We start from the raw sequence: 18,264 nt of genomic DNA, 5'->3' as shown, positions 1-18,264 counted from the left end.
TCGAACATCGTCGGGAACTATTTCAGGCTCGCCCCCCTGACCGAAAGCCGGGCCTTGTGTGGACCACGCCCACGGGCTTCGACTGGTTCCGTTGACGGGGTTGAAACCAGCCCGGAGAGTGGTAATCCACGCGAGGGGGACATGCGCGGTGCTCGGCCGCGCCGCGGATCGGGGGGTCTGCCATGAGTGCGTCCACGTACGTCGGGACCTCGAAAGGCGCGAGGCTGCCGTGGGGAGACGTCCTGCTCTCCGCGATCGCGGCGGTGAGCTGGGCGTTGATCGGGATGGCCGGCACGGCGGCGCTCGGACTGCATCTGCTGGAGGCGGACTCGGCGAGCTCCCTGGGCCCGATGACCGCCGCTGTGGTGGCCCTTGGGGCGGGTGGTTCCGTCACGCCGTCCGGCGATGTGTCCGCTTTCGGGCTGACCGGCGCGGAGGCGGCGACCGCCATCGAGATCACGCCACTCGGGGTGAGCCTGGTCGGTGCGGTCCTGCTGTCGTGGTTCTTCCTACGGTCGTTGCGGGGCGCGGGAGTTGTGATCGCGCCGGCCGAACTCCTCGCACGCGCGGGCACGGTGGTCGCGCTGTTCGTGGCGACGCTGGGCGGCCTGGCGTGGGCCGGGCACGACGTCATCACGATCGACGGGAGCTCCCTGGGGCTCGACGACCTGCCGGGCGGGGGTGGCGGCGGCGGTCTCGAGATCCCCGGAGTCGGCGACATCGGCGGGCTGCTCCCCGACCAGGTCGGCGACCTCATCGACGCCAAGGCGGCGGTCGGCTTCACGGTGGACACGGCGCCGACGCTGCTCGGCGGCCTCGCCTGGTCGGCCGGCGTCCTGCTGATCGCGCTGCTGGCCTCGCGCCGCACCCCGCTCCCCCGCGCCTGGGACGCGGCACACCGTGTCGTACGGCCCGCCGTGTCCGCCCTCGTCACGGTGCTGCTGATGGCGGTCGTGGCCGGGCTCGCGGCGGCTGCGTACGCGGCGATCGGCGACGACCACCCGAAGCGGATCGCCGGTGCCGCGCTGCTCGGCGCCCCGAACGGCGTGTGGCTCGGCATCCCCATCGGCCTGTTCGTGCCCTTCGACGGCCGGGCCTCGGGAGTTCTGGTCGGCCTGCTCCCGGACCCCTTGGACGACCTCCTCAACAGCGACGCCGACCAGTCCGTGACCTTGAGCCGACTGGCCGACCTGGACAGCCGGGTGTGGCTGCTGGGCGTCGCCGCGGCCGTGATGATGCTGCTGGCGGGGGTTCTGACGGCTGCGCGGACCCCGGTGGTGTCGGGGGCTGGGGTCGGGGCGATGGCCGGCTCGGGCGGCGGTGTGGTGACCGGCGCGGGTGCGGGGTCGGCCGGTGGCTCGCGTGGCGGGTCCGTGCGTGGTGCGGGTGATCGCGGGGACGTACGGGATCCGGGGGCCCTCCGTTTCGCCGGGCGGTGTGCGTTGCGGCTCGGGGTCGCCACGGCGTTGGCGCTGCCGCTGCTCGCATGGCTGGCGGAGGTGTCCGTGGACGCCTCGCTGTCGGTGCTGGGGTTCGACGCGTTCGGCGCCGGAGTGGAGCTGCGGGGGAACCTCGGCATGGCGCTGGTCCTCGGGGCGGTCTGGGGTGCGGGAGTGGGTGCGGTGGGTGCGCTGCTGGCCCGTGCGACCGGCGCCGCGGGGCAGCGGGCGGCGCCATTGGCCCTGGGGGCGGCGGGCACGGCGGACCGGGGCTCCGATGCGGGTACGGCCGCCGAGGCACCGGGTGCTGCGGGGCATGCCGGCCGGTCCGGGCCGTACGCCCCGGGAACGCCGTACCGGCCCCCGAACCCCGACACGAACCCGTATCTGCGGGTGCCGGACGAGATGCGCGAGCCGGAGGACGCCCGGCCGCCCCACGCCGACGGCGTGCCCGACGGATCGCCTCCGGACAGGGGCGACGACATGTACGGCGCGCCCACGGTCATGCGGCCGTTCACGCCGCCGCCGAGGTCGCCCCGGACTCCGCGGCGGCGTGAGAACGGGTCGTCGTCGTCCGGGACGGGCGACGGGCCGCCGCCTCCGCCGCCACCCCCTCCCGCGCCGCCGCCGAGGAAGCCCAAGGGGCGCCCCTGAGGGTCCGGGGGGCACCGGCACGCGCCCCTGAGAGTCCCGGAGGCCACGGCGCGCGGCCTTGAAGGTCCGGGAGGCCACCGGCGCGAGGCCGTGAGGTGTCGGGCCACAGGTTTTCCTGGGGCGGTTCACAGCAACCGGTGCGGAGGTGTCCGGAACGTAAGCCGTTCGCCACCCGGTCGACACCCAGTGTTCCGTGTCCGCTAGACGGACCTCGGGGGCGGCAGGCACTGGGTGCCGGATACGGTGGAAGCACCATGAGCGCTTCGCAGACCTCAGAGATCCCCGCCGTCCCCACACTTCTCGTCAAGATCTTCGGGAAGGACGGGCCGGGTATCACCGCCGGCCTCTTCGACACCCTGGCCGCCTACTCGGTCGACGTGGTCGACATCGAGCAGGTCGTCACCCGGGGCCGGATCACGCTGTGCGCGCTCGTGACGCAGCCGCCAGCCGGCATGGAGGGGGACCTGCGGGCGACCGTCCACAGCTGGGCGGAGTCGATGAAGATGCAGGCGGAGATCATCTCCGGGCTCGGCGACAACCGTCCGCGTGGCCTCGGGCGCTCCCTGGTGACCGTGCTCGGGCACCCGCTCACCGCGGAGGCGACGGCCGCCATCGCGGCCCGGATCACCAAGTCCGGCGCCAACATCGACCGTATCTTCCGGCTCGCCAAGTACCCCGTGACGGCGGTGGAGTTCGCGGTCTCGGGCGCGGAGACGGAGCCGCTGCGCACCGGTCTGGTGACGGAGTCCGCGGCACTGGGTGTCGACGTCGCGGTCGTCGCGGCCGGGCTGCACCGGCGAGCCCAGCGTCTGGTCGTCATGGACGTGGACTCCACGCTCATCCAGGACGAGGTGATCGAGCTCTTCGCCGCGCACGCCGGCTGCGAGGACAAGGTGGCCGAGGTGACGGCGGCCGCGATGCGCGGGGAGCTGGACTTCGAGCAGTCGCTGCACGCGCGTGTGGCGCTGCTGGCGGGGCTGGACGCCTCGGTGGTGGAGAAGGTGCGCAGCGAGGTGCGGCTGACGCCGGGCGCGCGCACGCTGATCCGCACGCTGAAGCGGCTCGGCTATCAAGTGGGAGTCGTCTCGGGTGGGTTCACGCAGGTCACCGATGACCTCAAGGAGCGGCTCGGACTCGACTTCGCCCAGGCGAACACGCTGGAGATCGTCGACGGCAAGCTCACCGGCAAGGTGACCGGCGAGATCGTGGACCGGGCGGGCAAGGCGCGGCTGCTGCGCCGGTTCGCCGCGGAGGCGGGGGTGCCGTTGTCACAGACGGTGGCGATCGGTGACGGCGCCAACGACCTGGACATGCTCAACGCGGCGGGGCTCGGCGTCGCCTTCAACGCGAAGCCGGTGGTGCGGGAGGCCGCGCACACGGCGGTGAACGTGCCGTTCCTGGACACGGTCCTCTATCTGCTCGGCGTCACCCGCGAAGAGGTCGAGGCCGCGGACATGCACGACGACGAGGACTGACGACCCGCACCGGGCGCCCCCTGCGGGGAGACCCGGGCGACCTGCGTGCGAAGGGGCCCGGCACCGTGACGGTGCCGGGCCCCTTCGTGCGGGTCGGTCACTCGGACGGGGCCCAGTAGTCGAGGAGCGTGGCCACGCCGGGCTCCAGCGCCTTCCAGGAGCCGCTGAAGGACAGGACCGCGAAGGCGGCGGCCGGGAAGCCGCGCCGGCTCATCCGCTCACGCGCGTCACCGTCGGTGGAGCCGGACAGGACGTCGGCGAGGCCCTGTACTCCGGGGTTGTGGCCGATCAGCAGGACGTTCTGCACGTCGTCCGGGGTTTCGTTGAGCAGGGCGATGAGCTCGCCGGGCGAGGCCTCGTAGACCCGCTCCTCGTAGACGGTCTTCGGCCGGTGCTGGAACTCGTGGACGGCGAGCTTCCAGGTCTCCCGGGTCCGAATCGCGGTGGAGCACAGGGCCAGGTCGAAGGGGATGGCGGTGTCGGCCAGCCTGCGGCCGGCCTCCGCCGCGTCCATGCGGCCCCGCTCGGCGAGCGGCCGCTCATGGTCGGTCACCTGTGGCCAGTCGGCTTTCGCATGCCGGAAGAGGACGATCCTGCGGGATTCTGGGACGCTCATGAGATCCAGCTTCGCACGAAACAGGCCATGGGGCGCAGGTAGTTGACCGGCGCCTCCGGGGGCGCTCAGTGCGTGATCAGCTGCTGTATGCGCTCGAAGAGCTGGGTGACCGCGGGCTCGGCGGTGGCGGCCTGCGCGTCCGCCGGGTTGAGAATCAGCGTCAGCAGCGTGATGAACGCGAGCGTGGGCAGGGCGAGGGCCCACCAGGGCAGCCGGATGTCGGCACGGCCCGTGGACGCCGGCTGGGGCGGGGTGTGCGTACGGGCCGACATGATGCCTCCGCGGATCTTCGAGTGGTCGGTGTCCGCTCTTCGCGGCCACACTTCGAAGTTACGGACCGATCGGCCCTCAACCCATCCGGTGATCCACCCAGTTGACCCTGACACTCACCCCCTAGGGGATGGTGGTGCTAGCCCCACCATGGGCCTTTGAGGTGTGCCTCGCGGCGCCCCTCGGGGACCGGGTTCAGGGTGAGGCGATCGTCGCGATGATGCCGATGATCACGAAGATGGCGAAGAACGCGCCGAAGACGAGCAGCAGCTTCTTCTGGCCGTTCTGGGGGTTCGGGTCGAGCACTGGCATGAGGGAAGTCTCCCATCCGCCGCCCGTGCCCGCCCCGCCGGGGTGCGGTCAGCGGGCCGCCTCCTCCTCCACGTCACGGTTGCGTCCCGCGAGGACGCCTACCGCCATCTGCGGGATCATCAGGCCCGCCATGAGGGCGATCGGCAGCCCCCAGCCGCCGCTGTGCTGGTAGAGCACGCCGACCAGGAGCGGGCCGGGGATGGAGATCAGATAGCCGGTGCTCTGCGCGAAGCCCGACAGCTGGGCCACGCCCGCGCTGGACCGGGCGCGCATGCCGACCATGGTGAGGGCCAGCGGGAACGAGCAGTTGGAGACGCCCAGCAGCACGGCCCAGACCCAGGCGCCGGAGACCGGGGCGAGGAACAGCCCGGCGTAGCCGACGAGGCCGCAGGCGCCCAGCGCGAGCACGATCGGCCCCTGGTGGGGCAGCCTGGTGGCCAGGCGCGGTATGACGAAGGCCAGCGGCACGCCCATGACCATGGTGACGGCGAGCAGCAGGCCCGCCTTGCCGGCGTGCACCCCGGAGTCGCGGAAGATCTGCGCCATCCAGCCCATCGTGATGTAGGCGCCGGTGGCCTGGAGCCCGAAGTAGACGGCGAGGGCCCAGGCGGTGCGGCTGCGGGTGATGCGCACCGGGGGCGCGTCCACGCGCGCGTGCTTCTCCTGGGCTGCCGTGCCGGGCGCCGCCGACCGGTCCCGCACGAAGGGGATCCACGGCACCACGGCGGCCACCGCCAGGCCCGCCCACACGGCGAGGCCGCTGTGCCAGTTCCCGCCCAGCAGATCGGTCATCGGGACCGTCACGGCCGCGGCGGACGCGGTGCCCAGGGCGAGGGCCATCGAGTACAGGCCGGTCATGGAGCCGACCCGGTCGGGGAACCAGCGCTTGACGATGACCGGCATCAGGACGTTGCTGACCGCTATGCCCATCAGGGCGAGTGCGGTGGCGGCCAGGAAGCCGGCCGTGCCGCCGGCGTACGGCCGAAGCAGCAGTCCCGTGGTGATGGCGACCATGCCGGCGCACACCACGGCGCCGGGGCCGAAGCGGCGGGCCAGGCGCGGGGCGGCGACGCCGAAGACGGCGAAGCACAGCGGGGGCACGGAGGTGAGCAGTCCGGCCACGCTGCCGCTCATGCCGAGGGAGTCACGGACCTCTTCGAGGAGGGCGCCGAGACTGGTGATGGCGGGGCGGAGGTTGAGCGCGGTCAGCACGATGCCGGCCACGAGCAGCCGCATCGTCCACGCGCGCGTGGCGGGCTCCGAGAGGGTCTGGGTCTCGGGGGTGCGTATTCGCATGGACGTCACCGTCCGGGTGGATTCCTCGCTTGCCATGAGGCCCATCATAGAATCATGGGATGATTGGTTGTCCACCCCTGGACCGCCCGGTCCGGGTCCTCACGTGCGAAGGTGTGCCATGCCCTTGAGCCACCCCCGCCGCTCGGCGCTGTCCGAGCAGGTCATCGCGGCCTTGCGGAACCAGATCGCCACGGGCGAATGGCCCGTCGGCTCCCGCATCCCGACCGAGCCGGAACTGGTCGAGCAGCTCGGCGTGGCCCGCAACACGGTCCGCGAGGCGGTCCGCGCGCTCGCGCACAACGGCCTGCTGGACATCCGGCAGGGCTCCGGCACCTACGTCGTGGCGACCAGCGAGCTGGCCGGCGTCATGCACCGCCGCTTCACCGACGCCGACCCCCGGCACATCGCCGAGCTGCGCTCCACGCTGGAGTCGGGTGCCGCCAAGCTGGCCGCCGTACGCCGCACGGAGAAGGACCTCAAGCAGCTGGACACGCTGCTGGCGCGGCGCGAGGAGGCCTGGGAGTCCGGCGACACGGAGGCGTTCGTGGCAGCGGACGCGACCTTCCACCTGGCGGTGGTCGCGGCCTCCCACAACGACGTCATGACCGCGATGTACGCGGATCTGGGCGAGGTCCTGGTGGACTGGCTGCGCGACGACGTCGGCACGGAGCTGACGCCGGAGACGTACCTGGACCACGCGCGGCTGGTCGACGCGATCCGCGCGGGCGACGCGTCCGCCGCCGCGGACGAGGCGGCGGGGTATCCGTTCCACTGCCGTCCGGGCCGCGTCAGCCCTCCCGCCGGTGGCTGACCCACGCCGAGTCGATCTCCTTCCAGCAGCGCGCCGACATCCGCACGGTCTGCGCGGGTTCGGCGGCCACCGGGGAGCCGTCGCTGTCCAGGTCCCACCAGCGGGCGCACTCCACGTGCAGGCTCACGCTGTCGGTCTCCGGATACGGGTTGTGGCAGAACGCGGTCACCCGGGAGCCGGTGACACTGATCCGGCACGCGGCACCGAACGGCTCCGCGGGCTCCGTCCCGGCGCCCGCTTCGACGGAGTGCACACGCGCGTGGGCTATCGCCGCGCAGGACACCGGCAGGACGAGTGCGACGGCGACGGTCGTTGAGGCCAAGCGGCGGGACAAGCGCACAACGGGACCTCCTCGGCCGTACGGGAGAGGGGTTCGCGTGAGGAACGCGTACTCCAGGGTGCGCGGCCGAGGGCCCCGGCCGCCTCGCCGGATGGGCCGAACGGGTGACGCCCCGCTCCCCGCGCGGCGGCGGGAAACGGGGCGTCGAGGGTGTGCGGAGGATCAGGCGCCGATGGCGTGCAGACCGCCGTCCACGTGGACGATCTCGCCCGTGGTCTTCGGGAACCAGTCGCTCAGCAGGGCGACGACGCCCTTGCCGGCCGGCTCCGGGTCCTTCAGGTCCCACTCCAGCGGGGCGCGGGTGTCCCACACGGAGGCGAGCTCCGCGAAGCCCGGGATGGACTTGGCGGCCATCGAGCCGATGGGGCCGGCCGAGACGAGGTTGCAGCGGATGTTCTGCTTGCCCAGGTCACGCGCCATGTAGCGGCTGGTGGCCTCCAGGGCGGCCTTGGCCGGGCCCATCCAGTCGTACTGCGGCCAGGCGTACTGCGCGTCGAAGGTGAGGCCGACGACCGAGCCGCCGTTCTGCATCAGCGGCAGGCAGGCCATGGTCAGCGACTTCAGGGAGTACGCCGAGACGTGCATGGCCGTGGCGACGGACTCGAACGGCGTGTTCAGGAAGTTGCCGCCGAGGGCGTCCTGCGGGGCGAAGCCGATGGAGTGCACGACGCCGTCCAGGCCGCCGAGCTCCTCGCCGACGACGTCGGCCAGCCGGCCGAGGTGCTCGTCGTTGGTGACGTCGAGCTCGATGACCTTGGTGGGCTTGGGGAGCTTCTTGGCGATGCGCTCAGTCAGCGTGGGCCGCGGGAAGGCGGTCAGGATGATCTCGGCACCCTGCTCCTGGGCCAGCTTGGCGGTGTGGAAGGCGATGGAGGACTCCATCAGCACACCGGTGATCAGGACGCGCTTGCCCTCGAGAATTCCGCTCATGTTGATCAGTGACCCATTCCCAGTCCGCCGTCAACGGGGATGACGGCTCCAGTGATGTACGAGGCGTCGTCCGAGGCGAGGAACCGCACCGTCGCGGCGATCTCCTCCGGCTGCGCGTAACGACCGAGCGGCACCTGCTTCACGATGCCCGCACGCTGCTCGTCGGTGAGCACCTTGGTCATGTCGGTGTCGACGAAGCCGGGCGCGACGACGTTGAAGGTGATGTTGCGCGAGCCCAGTTCACGGGCGAGGGAGCGCGCGAAGCCGACCAGGCCGGCCTTGGAGGCGGCGTAGTTGGCCTGGCCGGGACCGCCGAACAGCCCGACGACGGACGAGATCAGCACCACGCGGCCCTTCTTGGCGCGCAGCATGGCGCGGTTGGCCCGCTTGACCACGCGGAAGGTGCCGGTGAGGTTGGTGTCGATGACCGAGGTGAAGTCCTCCTCGGACATGCGCATCAGGAGCTGGTCCTTGGTGACGCCGGCGTTGGCGATCAGCACCTCGACGGGGCCGTGCTCGGCCTCGATCTCCTTGTAGGCCTGCTCCACCTGCTCGGTGTCGGTGATGTCGCACTTGACGGCCAGGAAGCCGGCCGGCGGCTCACCCGAGCGGTATGTGATCGCGACCTTGTCGCCGGCGTCGGCGAATGCGCGGGCGATGGCGAGGCCGATGCCCCGGTTGCCTCCGGTGACGAGAACCGAGCGGCTCAACGGATCACCCTTTCGATAGGGGTCTGACACACCCGCCCGAACAGCTGGGTGACAGGCGGCTTCTCCGAAAACCTATCTGGCCGCTCCCCGCCGGGGACATTCGGGCACCGACAGTGGCGTACGGGAGTCACTGTCGGGTCTCTACAGAAAGATGCCGACTCCAGCCGGAAACGTGTGGTCCACCGGCCCGCCCGCGCGACATGATCGTGCCGACAGGCCACGACAGCAGGGAGACCTCCGTGCCTCATACGATCGATGAAGCCTTCACGGCGCTTCCGCTACGCGCCCTGGCCGACGCGGCGCTGGCACGCGCGCGTGCGCTCGGTGCGGAGCACGCGGACTTCCGCTTCGAGCGGGTGCGCAGCGCGTCCTGGCGGCTGCGGGACGCACGGCTCGCCGGGTCCTCGGACACCACCGACCTCGGCTACGCGGTGCGGGTGGTGCACGGCGGGACCTGGGGCTTCGCTTCCGGGGTCGATCTGACGCTGGACGCCGCCGCCAAGGTCGCGTCGCAGGCGGTGGCCATGGCGAAGCTGTCCGCCCAGGTGATCAAGTCGGCGGGGTCGGACGAGCGGGTGGAGCTCGCCGACGAGCCCGTGCACGCCGAGCAGACGTGGATCTCGTCGTACGAGATCGACCCGTTCACCGTGCCCGACGAGGAGAAGTCGGCGCTGCTGGCGGACTGGAGCGCGCGGCTGCTCGCGGCGGACGGCGTGAACCACGTGGACGCCTCGCTGCTGACGGTCCACGAGAACAAGTTCTACGCCGACACCGCCGGGACCGTGACCACCCAGCAGCGCGTCCGGCTGCACCCGCAGCTGACCGCGGTGTCGGTCGACGAGTCGAGCGGCGAGTTCGACTCCATGCGCACCATCGCGCCGCCGGTCGGCCGGGGCTGGGAGTACCTCACGGGGACCGGCTGGGACTGGGAGAGCGAGCTGGAGCAGATCCCCGGGCTGCTCGCCGAGAAGATGCGGGCGCCGAGCGTGGAGGCGGGGCCGTACGACCTCGTCGTGGACCCCTCCAACCTGTGGCTGACGATCCACGAGTCCATCGGGCATGCCACCGAGCTGGACCGCGCCCTCGGCTACGAGGCCGCCTACGCCGGCACCTCCTTCGCCACCTTCGACCAGCTCGGCAAGCTCCGCTACGGCTCGGACCTGATGAACGTCACCGGTGACCGCACCGCCGAACACGGCCTCGCGACGATCGGCTACGACGACGAGGGCGTCGCGGGCCAGTCCTGGGACCTGGTGCGGAACGGCACCCTGGTCGGCTACCAGCTGGACCGGCGCATCGCGAGGCTGACCGGGTTCGAGCGCTCCAACGGGTGCGCGTTCGCCGACTCCCCCGGCCATGTGCCGGTGCAGCGCATGGCCAACGTCTCGCTCCAGCCGGATCCGGCCGGGATGTCGACCGAGGATCTGATCGGCAGCGTGGACCGCGGGATCTACGTCGTCGGCGACCGGTCCTGGTCGATCGACATGCAGCGCTACAACTTCCAGTTCACCGGGCAGCGGTTCTTCCGGATCGAGAACGGGCGGATCACCGGCCAGCTGCGGGACGTGGCCTACCAGGCGACGACCACCGACTTCTGGGGCTCGATGGCGGCGGTGGGCGGTCCGCAGACGTACGTCCTCGGCGGCGCCTTCAACTGTGGCAAGGCCCAGCCGGGCCAGGTCGCGGCGGTCTCGCACGGCTGCCCGTCGGCCCTCTTCAAGGGCGTCAACATTCTGAACACCACGCAGGAGGCCGGTCGATGAGTGCCCGCACGAACAAGCCGCACGAGATCGTCGAGCGGGCCCTGGAGCTGTCGCGGGCGGACGGGTGCGTCGTCATCGCCGACGAGCAGTCGACCGCCAATCTGCGCTGGGCGGGCAACGCGCTGACCACGAACGGCGTCACGCGCGGGCGGACGCTCACCGTCGTCGCGACCGTCGACGGCAAGGAGGGCACCGCCTCCGGTGTCGTGTCCCGCTCGGCCGTGACCCTGGACGAGCTGGAGCCGCTGGTGCGGGCCGCCGAGGCCGCCGCCCGCTCCGCCGGGCCCGCCGAGGACGCGCAGCCGCTGGCGACGGACGTACCGGCGTCCCCCGACTTCACCGACGCGCCGGCCGAGACGTCGTCGACGGTGTTCGCCGACTTCGCCCCGGCGCTGGGCGAGGCGTTCGCACGCGCGCGTGCGGGCGGACGGGAGCTGTACGGCTTCGCGAACCACGAGATGGTCTCGACGTACATGGGCACGTCCACCGGGCTGCGGCTGCGGCACGACCAGCCCAACGGGACGCTGGAGCTGAACGCCAAGTCGCCCGACCGCACCCGCTCGGCCTGGGCGGGACGCGCCACCCGGGACTTCAAGGACGTGGACCCGACGGCGCTGGACGCCGAGCTGGCCGTACGCCTCGGCTGGGCCGAGCGGCGCCTTGAGCTGCCTGCCGGCCGGTACGAGACGCTGCTGCCGCCGACCGCCGTGGCCGACCTGCTGATCTACCAGCTCTGGTCGGCATCGGGCCGGGACGCGGCCGAGGGCCGGACCGTCTTCTCCAAGCCGGGCGGCGCGACCCGCCTCGGCGAGAAGCTGAGCGAGCTGCCGCTGACGCTGCGCAGCGATCCGAACGAGCCGGGCCTGGAGTCCGCGCCGTTCGTGATCGCGCACTCCTCCGGTGGCGACCAGTCGGTGTTCGACAACGGGCTGCCGCTCACGGCCACCGACTGGCTGCGCGAGGGCGAGCTGAGCCACCTCACGACCAGCCGGCACAGCGCGGGCCTGACCGGTCTGCCGCTGGCACCTGCGATCGACAACCTGATCCTGGACGGCGGCCAGGACCGCTCGATCGAGGAGATGGTCGCGAACACCGAGCGCGGGCTGCTGCTGACCTGCCTCTGGTACATCCGGGAGGTCGACCCGGCGACGCTGCTGCTCACGGGCCTGACCCGGGACGGTGTCTACCTCGTCGAGAACGGCGAGGTGAAGGGCGAGGTCAACAACTTCAGGTTCAACGAATCGCCGGTGGATCTGCTGGGACGGGCGAGCGAGGCCGGCCGTACGGAGAAGACCCTGCCCAGGGAGTGGGGCGACTGGTTCACCAGGGCCGCGATGCCGGCTCTGCGCGTCCCCGATTTCAACATGAGCTCTGTCAGTCAGGGCGTATAACCTCGTAGTCGGCTGTCACCCGACTGCCCGAGATCATCAAGGAGACACGAGAACCGTGACGGACATCGTCGACGAGCTGAAGTGGCGTGGCGTGATCGCCCTGTCCACTGACGAGGACGCATTGCGCAAGGCGCTCGCGGACGGTCCCGTCACGTTCTATTGCGGTTTCGACCCGACCGCGGCCAGCCTGCACGTCGGCCACCTGGTGCAGGTCCTCACCATGCGCCGCCTCCAGCAGGCGGGCCTGCGCCCGCTGGCGCTGGTCGGCGGCGCGACGGGCCAGATCGGTGACCCGCGCCCCACGGCCGAGCGCACGCTGAACGACCCGGAGACGGTCGCGAACTGGGTGAACCGGCTGCGCGGGCAGATCGAGCCCTTCCTCTCCTTCGAGGGCGACAACGCCGCGGTGATGGTGAACAACCTCGACTGGACGGCCGGCCTGTCGGCCATCGAGTTCCTGCGGGACATCGGCAAGCACTTCCGTGTCAACAAGATGCTCACCAAGGACTCCGTCGCCCGCCGGCTCCAGTCCGAAGAGGGCATCAGCTACACCGAGTTCAGCTACCAGCTGCTCCAGGGCATGGACTTCCTGGAGCTGTACCGGCGGTACGGCTGCACGCTCCAGCAGGGCGGCAGCGACCAGTGGGGCAACCTCACGGCGGGCCTGGACCTGATCCACCGGCTGGAGCCGCACGCGGGTGTGCACGCGCTGGCGACGCCGCTGATGACCAAGGCGGACGGCACCAAGTTCGGCAAGACCGAGGGTGGCGCCATCTGGCTCGACCCGGAGATGACGACGCCGTACGCGTTCTACCAGTTCTGGCTGAACGCGGACGACCGGGACATCTCGACCTACATGCGGATCCTGTCCTTCAAGTCCCGTGCGGAACTGGAGGAGCTGGAGAAGCAGACGGAGGAGCGTCCGCAGGCGCGGGCCGCGCAGCGTGCGCTGGCCGAGGAGCTGACGACGCTGGTGCACGGCGCCGACCAGACGGCCGCCGTGATCGCCGCGTCCCGTGCGCTCTTCGGGCAGGGCGAGCTGACGGATCTCGACGACGCGACGCTGGCGGCCGCGCTGTCCGAGGTGCCGCACGTCCAGGTCGGCGAGCTCGGCCCGGTGGTCGATCTGTTCGCCGAGGTCGGGCTGGTGGCCAGCAAGTCGGCCGCTCGGCGCACCGTGAAGGAGGGCGGGGCCTACGTGAACAACGTCAAGGTCGCCGGCGAGGACGCGGTGCCCGCGAAGGAGGACCTGCTGCACGGGCGGTGGCTGGTGCTGCGGCGCGGCAAGAAGAACCTGGCGGCGGTGGAGTTCACCGGCGCGTAGCGCTCCGCGGGGGCGCCGGATAGGGGTGCGTCGTAGGGGTGCGGCGATCTGCAGGGTGCGGCTTTCGTCGTGGCCGGTCGCGCAGTTCCCCGCGCCCCTTTGGGGCGTTGCCCCAGGGGCAACGCCCCAAAAGCACACTGATCATCAGTTACGTCTGTTGCATCTTCTTCTTGCCGATCGTCGCCACGTAGAGCATGTCGCCCAGGTAGACGATGATCACCGCGGCGACGATCTGGAAGATGTGCCGGCTCCAGTCGATGCCGCGGGTGGACTCGACGCCGAACGCGCGGGCGATGGAGTTGCCGACGATGGCGCCGAGGATGCCGAAGATCGTGGTCAGCCAGAGAGGGCTGTGCTGCTTGCCGGGGATGATCAACTTGGCCAGCAGGCCCAGCACGAATCCCACGATGATCGCCCACAACCAGCCCATGGCTGCCTCCTCGTACGGCTCGGGGTGAGCAGTAGGCCCAGTCTTGGTCCGGCCCTGGTACGCCGCATGCGGGGTACCGCCGTACGCGTTACGGCTCCCCGCGTTCCCCCAGGTGGCATGGGCCCCGGTCTCGTAGGCGGCGCAGGCGAGGCGTAACGTGGACGGTGTCCCGGCACGGTCCCCCGACCGGGAACGGAGGGGTACGGGCAGGGGGAGAGTCCGATGCGGGCGGATGGTGGAATGTGATGCGGAAGCTGCACGCCGGCGGCGCCACCGAGGTGTTCCGGATCACCGGGGCCCGCACGGGTCTCCAGGAGGATGTGCGCGGCCGGCAGCGTCGGTACATCATCTCGATGTCGATCCGCACGCTTTCGGTGATCCTCGCGGCCACCCTGTGGAACGTGGAACGGCATGTCGCGATCGTGGCGTTGGTGCTCGGCGCGATCCTGCCGTACATCGCGGTGGTCGTCGCCAACGCGGGGCGGGAGAATGCGCCGTCACTGCCGTCGACGTTCGTGAGCTCGCCGATGCGGACGATGATCGCGCCGCCGCGGACGAACGACGGTTTCGCGGAATCGGTCCCGGAAGATGTGGTGGACGACTCCGCGCCCGGCGCACAAAGCAAACCGCGCGACGGGGCGTGATGCCGCGGACCGGTCGGTTCCGAAAGACTACTCCGCGCCAAGCTCATGAAAAGCTCAGATCAATCGTGTTGTTCAGGTGCCGGGCGACGGGTTACCCGTGACATACTTCGTAGGCGCTCCGCATCCCCCGTCGGAGCGACGGACCGACGCCGGGCAGCTCCCCCCGTGGCTGCTCGGCGTCGCCTTTTTGTGCGCGACTTGTGAGATGAATTCGTGAGTGACACACCCATCTGTTCTGCCAAGGGATGTCGCGTCGACGCCGTGTGGGTGCTGGCGTGGAACAACCCGAAGATTCATACGCCGGAGCGGCGCAAGACATGGCTCGCGTGCGAGGAGCATCGCGAGCATCTGTCGCAGTTTCTCGGAGTGCGGGGGTTCTTGAAGGACGTCGTCCTGCTGAAGGAATGGGAAGAGGCCTCTTCAGCCACCGATGGCTGACATCGGCCTGTCCGGCTGGACGAACGACGGGTCGTCCAGGCCCGCGCCCGCCTTCTTGCCCCACATCGTCAGGCGCCAGATGCGGGCGATCTCCTCGTCGGGTGCGCCGGAGCGCAGGGCCGCTCGCAGGTCCGTCTCCTCGGTGGCGAACAGGCACGTGCGTATCTGACCGTCGGCGGTGAGGCGGGTGCGGTCGCAGGCCGAGCAGAACGGGCGGGTGACCGAGGCGATGACACCGACGACATGCGGGCCGCCGTCGACCACCCAGCGCTCCGCCGGGGCCGAGCCGCGCTTCTCCGAGCCCTCGGCGGTCAGCTCGAAGCGGGTGCGCAGGGACGTCAGGATGTCACCGGCGGTGATCATGCCGTCGCGCTTCCAGCCGTGCTGGGCGTCCAGGGGCATCTGCTCGATGAAGCGCAGTTCGTAGTCGTGCTCCACGGCCCAGGCCAGCAGGTCGGGGGCCTCGTCGTCGTTCAGGCCCGGCATCAGGACCGAGTTGACCTTGACCGGGGTCAGGCCGGCGGCGCGGGCGGCGTCGAGGCCCTCGATGACGTCCTTGTGGCGGTCGCGGCGGGTCAGGGTCTTGAAGACATCGGGGCGCAGGGTGTCCAGGGAGACATTGACCCGGTCCAGGCCGGCGGCCTTCAGGGCGGCGGCGGTGCGCTTGAGGCCGATGCCGTTCGTCGTGAGGGACATCTGGGGGCGCGGGGCCAGCGCGGCGACGCGCTCCACTATGCCGACCAGGCCGGGGCGCAGCAGGGGCTCGCCGCCGGTGAAGCGGACCTCCTCGATGCCGAGGGAGGTGACGGCGATGTCGATCAGGCGGACGATCTCGTCGTCGGTGAGCAGGTCGGGCTTGGCCAGCCACTGCAAGCCCTCCTCGGGCATGCAGTACGTGCACCGCAGGTTGCAGCGGTCGGTCAGCGAGACTCTCAGGTCGGTGGCCACTCGGCCGTATGTGTCGATGAGCACGTGGGCCCCCTCCCTCGACGCGACCAGTTTCAACTTCCGTCACCTGCGAGCCTACGTGACCGCACTGACAGTGACACAGGCCCGATCCCACGACGTACGACGCGGCCGCGTCGTAGATCCCTACGACGCGGCCGCTCGGGGGGCCTGCTCAGTGGGCGCCGGTGCCGGTCAGGGACCGGACCTCCAGCTCCGCGTACTTGCCGGCGTCGGGCTCCTCCTTGGACAGGACCGTGCCGAGCCAGCCCATGAGGAAGCCGAACGGGATGGAGATGATGCCCGGGTTCTTCAGCGGGAACCAGGCGAAGTCGACGTCCGGGAACATCGCCTTCGGGTCGCCGGAGACGACCGGCGAGAACAGCACCAGGCCGACGGCGACGATCAGGCCGCCGTAGATCGACCACAGCGCGCCCTGGGTGGTGAACCGCTTCCAGAAGAGGCTGTAGAGGATCGTCGGCAGGTTGGCGGAGGCCGCGACCGCGAAGGCCAGGGCGACCAGGCCGGCGACGTTCAGGTCGCGGGCGAGGGCGCCGAGGAGGATGGAGACGGCGCCGATGCCGATGGTGGCGAGGCGGGCGGCCCGGATCTCCTCCTTCTCGGTGGCCTGGCCCTTCTTGATCACGTTCGCGTAGATGTCGTGGGCGAACGACGAGGACGAGGCCAGCGTCAGACCGGCGACGACCGCGAGGATCGTCGCGAAGGCCACCGCCGAGATGGTGGCGAGCAGGATCGCGCCCCACGCCGAATCGACGCCGCCGAGATGCAGGGCGAGCAGTGGCGCCGCGGTGTTGCCGGACGGGTTGGAGGCGATGATCTCGTCCTGGGAGATCAGCGCGGCGGCGCCGAAGCCGAGGGCGATGGTCATCAGGTAGAAGCCGCCGATGATGCCGATCGCCCAGTTCACGGACTTACGGGCGGCCTTGGCGTTGGGCACCGTGTAGAAGCGGATCAGGATGTGCGGCAGACCGGCGGTGCCCAGGACCAGGGCGATGCCGAGGGAGATGAAGTCCAGCTTGGAGGTGCCGGTGGCGCCGTACTGGAGGCCGGGCTCCAGGAAGGCGGCGCCCTTGCCGCTGTTCTCGGCGGCCTTGCCGAGCAGATCCGAGATGTTGAAGTTGAACTTCAGCAGCACCAGGAACGTAATGAGGATCGTGCCACCGATGAGCAGCACGGCCTTGACCATCTGGACCCAGGTGGTCCCCTTCATGCCGCCGATGGAGACGTACACGATCATCAGGACGCCGACGAGCGCGACGATGAGGATCTTGCCGGCGTCGGTGGTGATGCCGAGCAGCAGCGAGACCAGGACACCGGCACCGGCCATCTGGGCCAGGAGGTAGAAGATCGACACGACGATGGTGGAGGTGCCGGCCGCGGTGCGCACGGGGCGCTGACGCATGCGGTACGCGAGCACGTCACCCATCGTGTAGCGGCCGGAGTTCCTGAGGGGCTCGGCCACCAGGAGCAGGGCGACCAGCCAGGCGACCAGGAAGCCGATGGAGTACAGGAAGCCGTCGTAGCCGAAGAGGGCGATCGCGCCCGCGATGCCGAGGAACGACGCGGCGGACATGTAGTCGCCGGAGACGGCGAGGCCGTTCTGGAAGGCGCTGAAGGACCGGCCGCCCGCGTAGAAGTCGGCGGCGTCCTTGGTCTGGCGGCCCGCCCAGACGGTGATGAACAGGGTCGCAACCACGAAGCAGGCGAACAGGGTGATGATCAGCGGCCGGTGCTCGCTGGCCTCGTTCGCGGCAAGGGTCATCGCGGGGCTCATGCGCCGCCCTCCATACGTGTCTTGATGGCCTCGGCCTTGGGGTCGAGCTTGGCGCCGGCGTGGCGCGAGTACCACCAGGCGATGAGGAACGTGGTGACGAACTGGGCGATACCGAAGACGAACGCGATGTTGATGTTGCCGAAGAGCTTGGTGCCCATGAAGTCGCCCGCGTAGTTGGAGAGCAGGACGTACAGCAGGTACCAGGCGATGAAGGCGACGGTCAGCGGGAAGGCGAAGGAGCGGTAGGAGCGGCGCAGTTCACCGAACTCCGCACTCTGCTGCACCTCGGTGAACTCCTCGGTGGAGGGGAGTTGGTGTTGCTCTTTCGAGGGGGGCGGTGCGTCGGTAGCCACGGAGTCTCCTCGCGTTGCGGGCGCTGTTGCGACGTTGGACGGGGACGGTTGGGGGGTTGGGGACGGCTCAGGGGTCGGGGACGGTTCGGGTGCGGGCATGGCGGCTCTGTTCTTAGCAGTGACATGGATCACATGAGCCGGCTGGCGATAGTAGGGCCACGGCGGGTGATCCGGCAGGGGGCTCGATCGTGCTCGCGCCTCCTGTCCAAGGTCACGGCGCCACGCGAGGACCGGTTCAACTCCCGGGGCTTCTTTCCGAAGTCGCCTCGGCCGGATTGCTGGCCAGGAGGTTCAGGGATAACTTCGCCCCAGCACCACTCGTCATGTA

General features: G+C 70.5%; 19 protein-coding genes. 8 read left to right on the top strand and 11 right to left on the bottom strand.

Going from position 1 to position 18,264, the window contains the following annotated elements; genetic code table 11:
• Positions 1-182 precede the first annotated feature (182 nt).
• Together CP983_RS33815 and serB are read left to right on the top strand one after the other, a co-directional pair.
• Positions 183-2,093, top strand: a complete 1,911-nt coding sequence (locus CP983_RS33815; RefSeq protein WP_150503819.1) for a streptophobe family protein — start codon at positions 183-185, stop codon at positions 2,091-2,093.
• Positions 2,094-2,347: 254 nt separating this feature from the next.
• Positions 2,348-3,568 (top strand): phosphoserine phosphatase SerB, encoded by a 1,221-nt coding sequence (serB, locus tag CP983_RS33810; protein WP_107907314.1) that lies wholly within the window; start codon positions 2,348-2,350, stop codon positions 3,566-3,568.
• Between the two features lie 97 nt (positions 3,569-3,665).
• On the opposite strand, the gene CP983_RS33805 is transcribed toward serB, so the two are convergent.
• The 4 genes from CP983_RS33805 to CP983_RS33790 all read right to left on the bottom strand — a co-directional run bounded on the left by CP983_RS33805 (position 3,666) and on the right by CP983_RS33790 (position 6,110).
• The gene (locus CP983_RS33805) at positions 3,666-4,184 is read right to left on the bottom strand and encodes a SixA phosphatase family protein (RefSeq protein WP_150503817.1); all 519 of its coding nucleotides are present in this window, start codon (positions 4,182-4,184) and stop codon (positions 3,666-3,668) included.
• Between the two features lie 65 nt (positions 4,185-4,249).
• Positions 4,250-4,456: a hypothetical protein gene (locus CP983_RS33800; protein ID WP_107907419.1), complete on the bottom strand. Its 207-nt coding sequence runs from the start codon at positions 4,454-4,456 to the stop codon at positions 4,250-4,252.
• A 193-nt stretch (positions 4,457-4,649) separates the two neighbouring features.
• A complete protein-coding gene (locus tag CP983_RS45000; protein ID WP_093745518.1) occupies positions 4,650-4,766 on the bottom strand; it encodes an SGM_5486 family transporter-associated protein in 117 nt (38 codons plus the stop codon).
• A gap of 48 nt (positions 4,767-4,814) precedes the next feature.
• Positions 4,815-6,110, bottom strand: coding sequence for a CynX/NimT family MFS transporter (locus CP983_RS33790; protein WP_150503815.1), 1,296 nt, complete (start codon positions 6,108-6,110; stop codon positions 4,815-4,817).
• 70 nt (positions 6,111-6,180) lie between these two features.
• Between CP983_RS33790 and CP983_RS33785 the strand changes: the two genes are divergently transcribed.
• The gene (locus CP983_RS33785; protein WP_107907311.1) at positions 6,181-6,873 is read left to right on the top strand and encodes a FadR/GntR family transcriptional regulator; all 693 of its coding nucleotides are present in this window, start codon (positions 6,181-6,183) and stop codon (positions 6,871-6,873) included.
• On the opposite strand, the gene CP983_RS33780 is transcribed toward CP983_RS33785, so the two are convergent.
• The 3 genes from CP983_RS33780 to fabG form a co-directional block, all read right to left on the bottom strand.
• The gene (locus tag CP983_RS33780) at positions 6,851-7,213 is read right to left on the bottom strand and encodes a hypothetical protein (protein WP_107907310.1); all 363 of its coding nucleotides are present in this window, start codon (positions 7,211-7,213) and stop codon (positions 6,851-6,853) included. The genes CP983_RS33785 and CP983_RS33780 overlap by 23 nt on opposite strands.
• 162 nt (positions 7,214-7,375) lie before the next feature.
• Positions 7,376-8,143: an enoyl-ACP reductase FabI gene (gene fabI / locus CP983_RS33775; protein WP_030946156.1), complete on the bottom strand. Its 768-nt coding sequence runs from the start codon at positions 8,141-8,143 to the stop codon at positions 7,376-7,378.
• 5 nt (positions 8,144-8,148) lie between these two features.
• Positions 8,149-8,853 (bottom strand): 3-oxoacyl-[acyl-carrier-protein] reductase, encoded by a 705-nt coding sequence (gene fabG / locus CP983_RS33770; protein ID WP_107907309.1) that lies wholly within the window; start codon positions 8,851-8,853, stop codon positions 8,149-8,151.
• A gap of 239 nt (positions 8,854-9,092) precedes the next feature.
• On the opposite strand from fabG, the gene CP983_RS33765 reads away from it, so the two are divergent.
• The 3 genes from CP983_RS33765 to tyrS are packed head-to-tail and all read left to right on the top strand — an operon-like array spanning position 9,093 to position 13,331.
• Entirely contained in the window at positions 9,093-10,616 is a 1,524-nt protein-coding gene (locus CP983_RS33765) for a TldD/PmbA family protein (RefSeq protein WP_107907418.1), read from the top strand.
• A complete protein-coding gene (locus CP983_RS33760) occupies positions 10,613-12,007 on the top strand; it encodes a metallopeptidase TldD-related protein (RefSeq protein WP_150503813.1) in 1,395 nt (464 codons plus the stop codon). Before CP983_RS33765 ends, CP983_RS33760 begins: the two co-directional genes overlap by 4 nt.
• Before the next feature lie 55 nt (positions 12,008-12,062).
• Positions 12,063-13,331, top strand: coding sequence for a tyrosine--tRNA ligase (gene tyrS, locus CP983_RS33755; RefSeq protein WP_107907307.1), 1,269 nt, complete (start codon positions 12,063-12,065; stop codon positions 13,329-13,331).
• 148 nt (positions 13,332-13,479) lie between these two features.
• Here the strand turns inward: tyrS and CP983_RS33750 are convergent, their stop codons facing one another.
• Positions 13,480-13,761, bottom strand: a complete 282-nt coding sequence (locus CP983_RS33750) for a GlsB/YeaQ/YmgE family stress response membrane protein (protein WP_150503811.1) — start codon at positions 13,759-13,761, stop codon at positions 13,480-13,482.
• Between the two features lie 245 nt (positions 13,762-14,006).
• Here CP983_RS33750 and CP983_RS33745 point away from each other — a divergent pair, with 245 nt between their 5' ends.
• On the top strand, positions 14,007-14,405 hold the full coding sequence (locus tag CP983_RS33745) for a DUF3099 domain-containing protein (RefSeq protein ID WP_150503809.1): 399 nt from the start codon (positions 14,007-14,009) through the stop codon (positions 14,403-14,405).
• A 213-nt stretch (positions 14,406-14,618) separates the two neighbouring features.
• A complete protein-coding gene (locus tag CP983_RS33740) occupies positions 14,619-14,843 on the top strand; it encodes a hypothetical protein (protein WP_093745523.1) in 225 nt (74 codons plus the stop codon).
• Here the strand turns inward: CP983_RS33740 and moaA are convergent.
• The 3 genes from moaA to CP983_RS33725 form a co-directional block, all read right to left on the bottom strand.
• The gene (gene moaA / locus CP983_RS33735; RefSeq protein WP_217284858.1) at positions 14,826-15,815 is read right to left on the bottom strand and encodes a GTP 3',8-cyclase MoaA; all 990 of its coding nucleotides are present in this window, start codon (positions 15,813-15,815) and stop codon (positions 14,826-14,828) included. The genes CP983_RS33740 and moaA overlap by 18 nt on opposite strands.
• Before the next feature lie 148 nt (positions 15,816-15,963).
• Complete coding sequence (locus CP983_RS33730) at positions 15,964-17,583, bottom strand: solute symporter family protein (RefSeq protein ID WP_126901741.1); 1,620 nt, start codon at positions 17,581-17,583, stop codon at positions 15,964-15,966.
• The gene (locus CP983_RS33725) at positions 17,580-17,936 is read right to left on the bottom strand and encodes a DUF485 domain-containing protein (protein WP_107907302.1); all 357 of its coding nucleotides are present in this window, start codon (positions 17,934-17,936) and stop codon (positions 17,580-17,582) included. Before CP983_RS33725 ends, CP983_RS33730 begins: the two co-directional genes overlap by 4 nt.
• Positions 17,937-18,264: the final 328 nt, after the last annotated feature.

The organism is Streptomyces chartreusis, assembly GCF_008704715.1.
Taxonomy (GTDB): domain Bacteria; phylum Actinomycetota; class Actinomycetes; order Streptomycetales; family Streptomycetaceae; genus Streptomyces; species Streptomyces chartreusis.
The sequence above is the reverse complement of the archived record's forward strand: the minus strand, read 5'-3'. Positions and strand labels throughout refer to the sequence as shown.

Coding starts and splice junctions, on each gene's coding strand:
- CP983_RS33815 (WP_150503819.1), top strand. CDS start 183: ATGAGTGCGTCCACGTACGTCGGGACCTCGAAAGGCGCGAGGCTGCCG.
- serB (WP_107907314.1), top strand. CDS start 2,348: ATGAGCGCTTCGCAGACCTCAGAGATCCCCGCCGTCCCCACACTTCTC.
- CP983_RS33805 (WP_150503817.1), bottom strand. CDS start 4,184: ATGAGCGTCCCAGAATCCCGCAGGATCGTCCTCTTCCGGCATGCGAAA.
- CP983_RS33800 (WP_107907419.1), bottom strand. CDS start 4,456: ATGTCGGCCCGTACGCACACCCCGCCCCAGCCGGCGTCCACGGGCCGT.
- CP983_RS45000 (WP_093745518.1), bottom strand. CDS start 4,766: ATGCCAGTGCTCGACCCGAACCCCCAGAACGGCCAGAAGAAGCTGCTG.
- CP983_RS33790 (WP_150503815.1), bottom strand. CDS start 6,110: ATGATGGGCCTCATGGCAAGCGAGGAATCCACCCGGACGGTGACGTCC.
- CP983_RS33785 (WP_107907311.1), top strand. CDS start 6,181: ATGCCCTTGAGCCACCCCCGCCGCTCGGCGCTGTCCGAGCAGGTCATC.
- fabI (WP_030946156.1), bottom strand. CDS start 8,143: ATGAGCGGAATTCTCGAGGGCAAGCGCGTCCTGATCACCGGTGTGCTG.
- CP983_RS33760 (WP_150503813.1), top strand. CDS start 10,613: ATGAGTGCCCGCACGAACAAGCCGCACGAGATCGTCGAGCGGGCCCTG.
- CP983_RS33750 (WP_150503811.1), bottom strand. CDS start 13,761: ATGGGCTGGTTGTGGGCGATCATCGTGGGATTCGTGCTGGGCCTGCTG.
- CP983_RS33745 (WP_150503809.1), top strand. CDS start 14,007: ATGCGGAAGCTGCACGCCGGCGGCGCCACCGAGGTGTTCCGGATCACC.
- CP983_RS33730 (WP_126901741.1), bottom strand. CDS start 17,583: ATGAGCCCCGCGATGACCCTTGCCGCGAACGAGGCCAGCGAGCACCGG.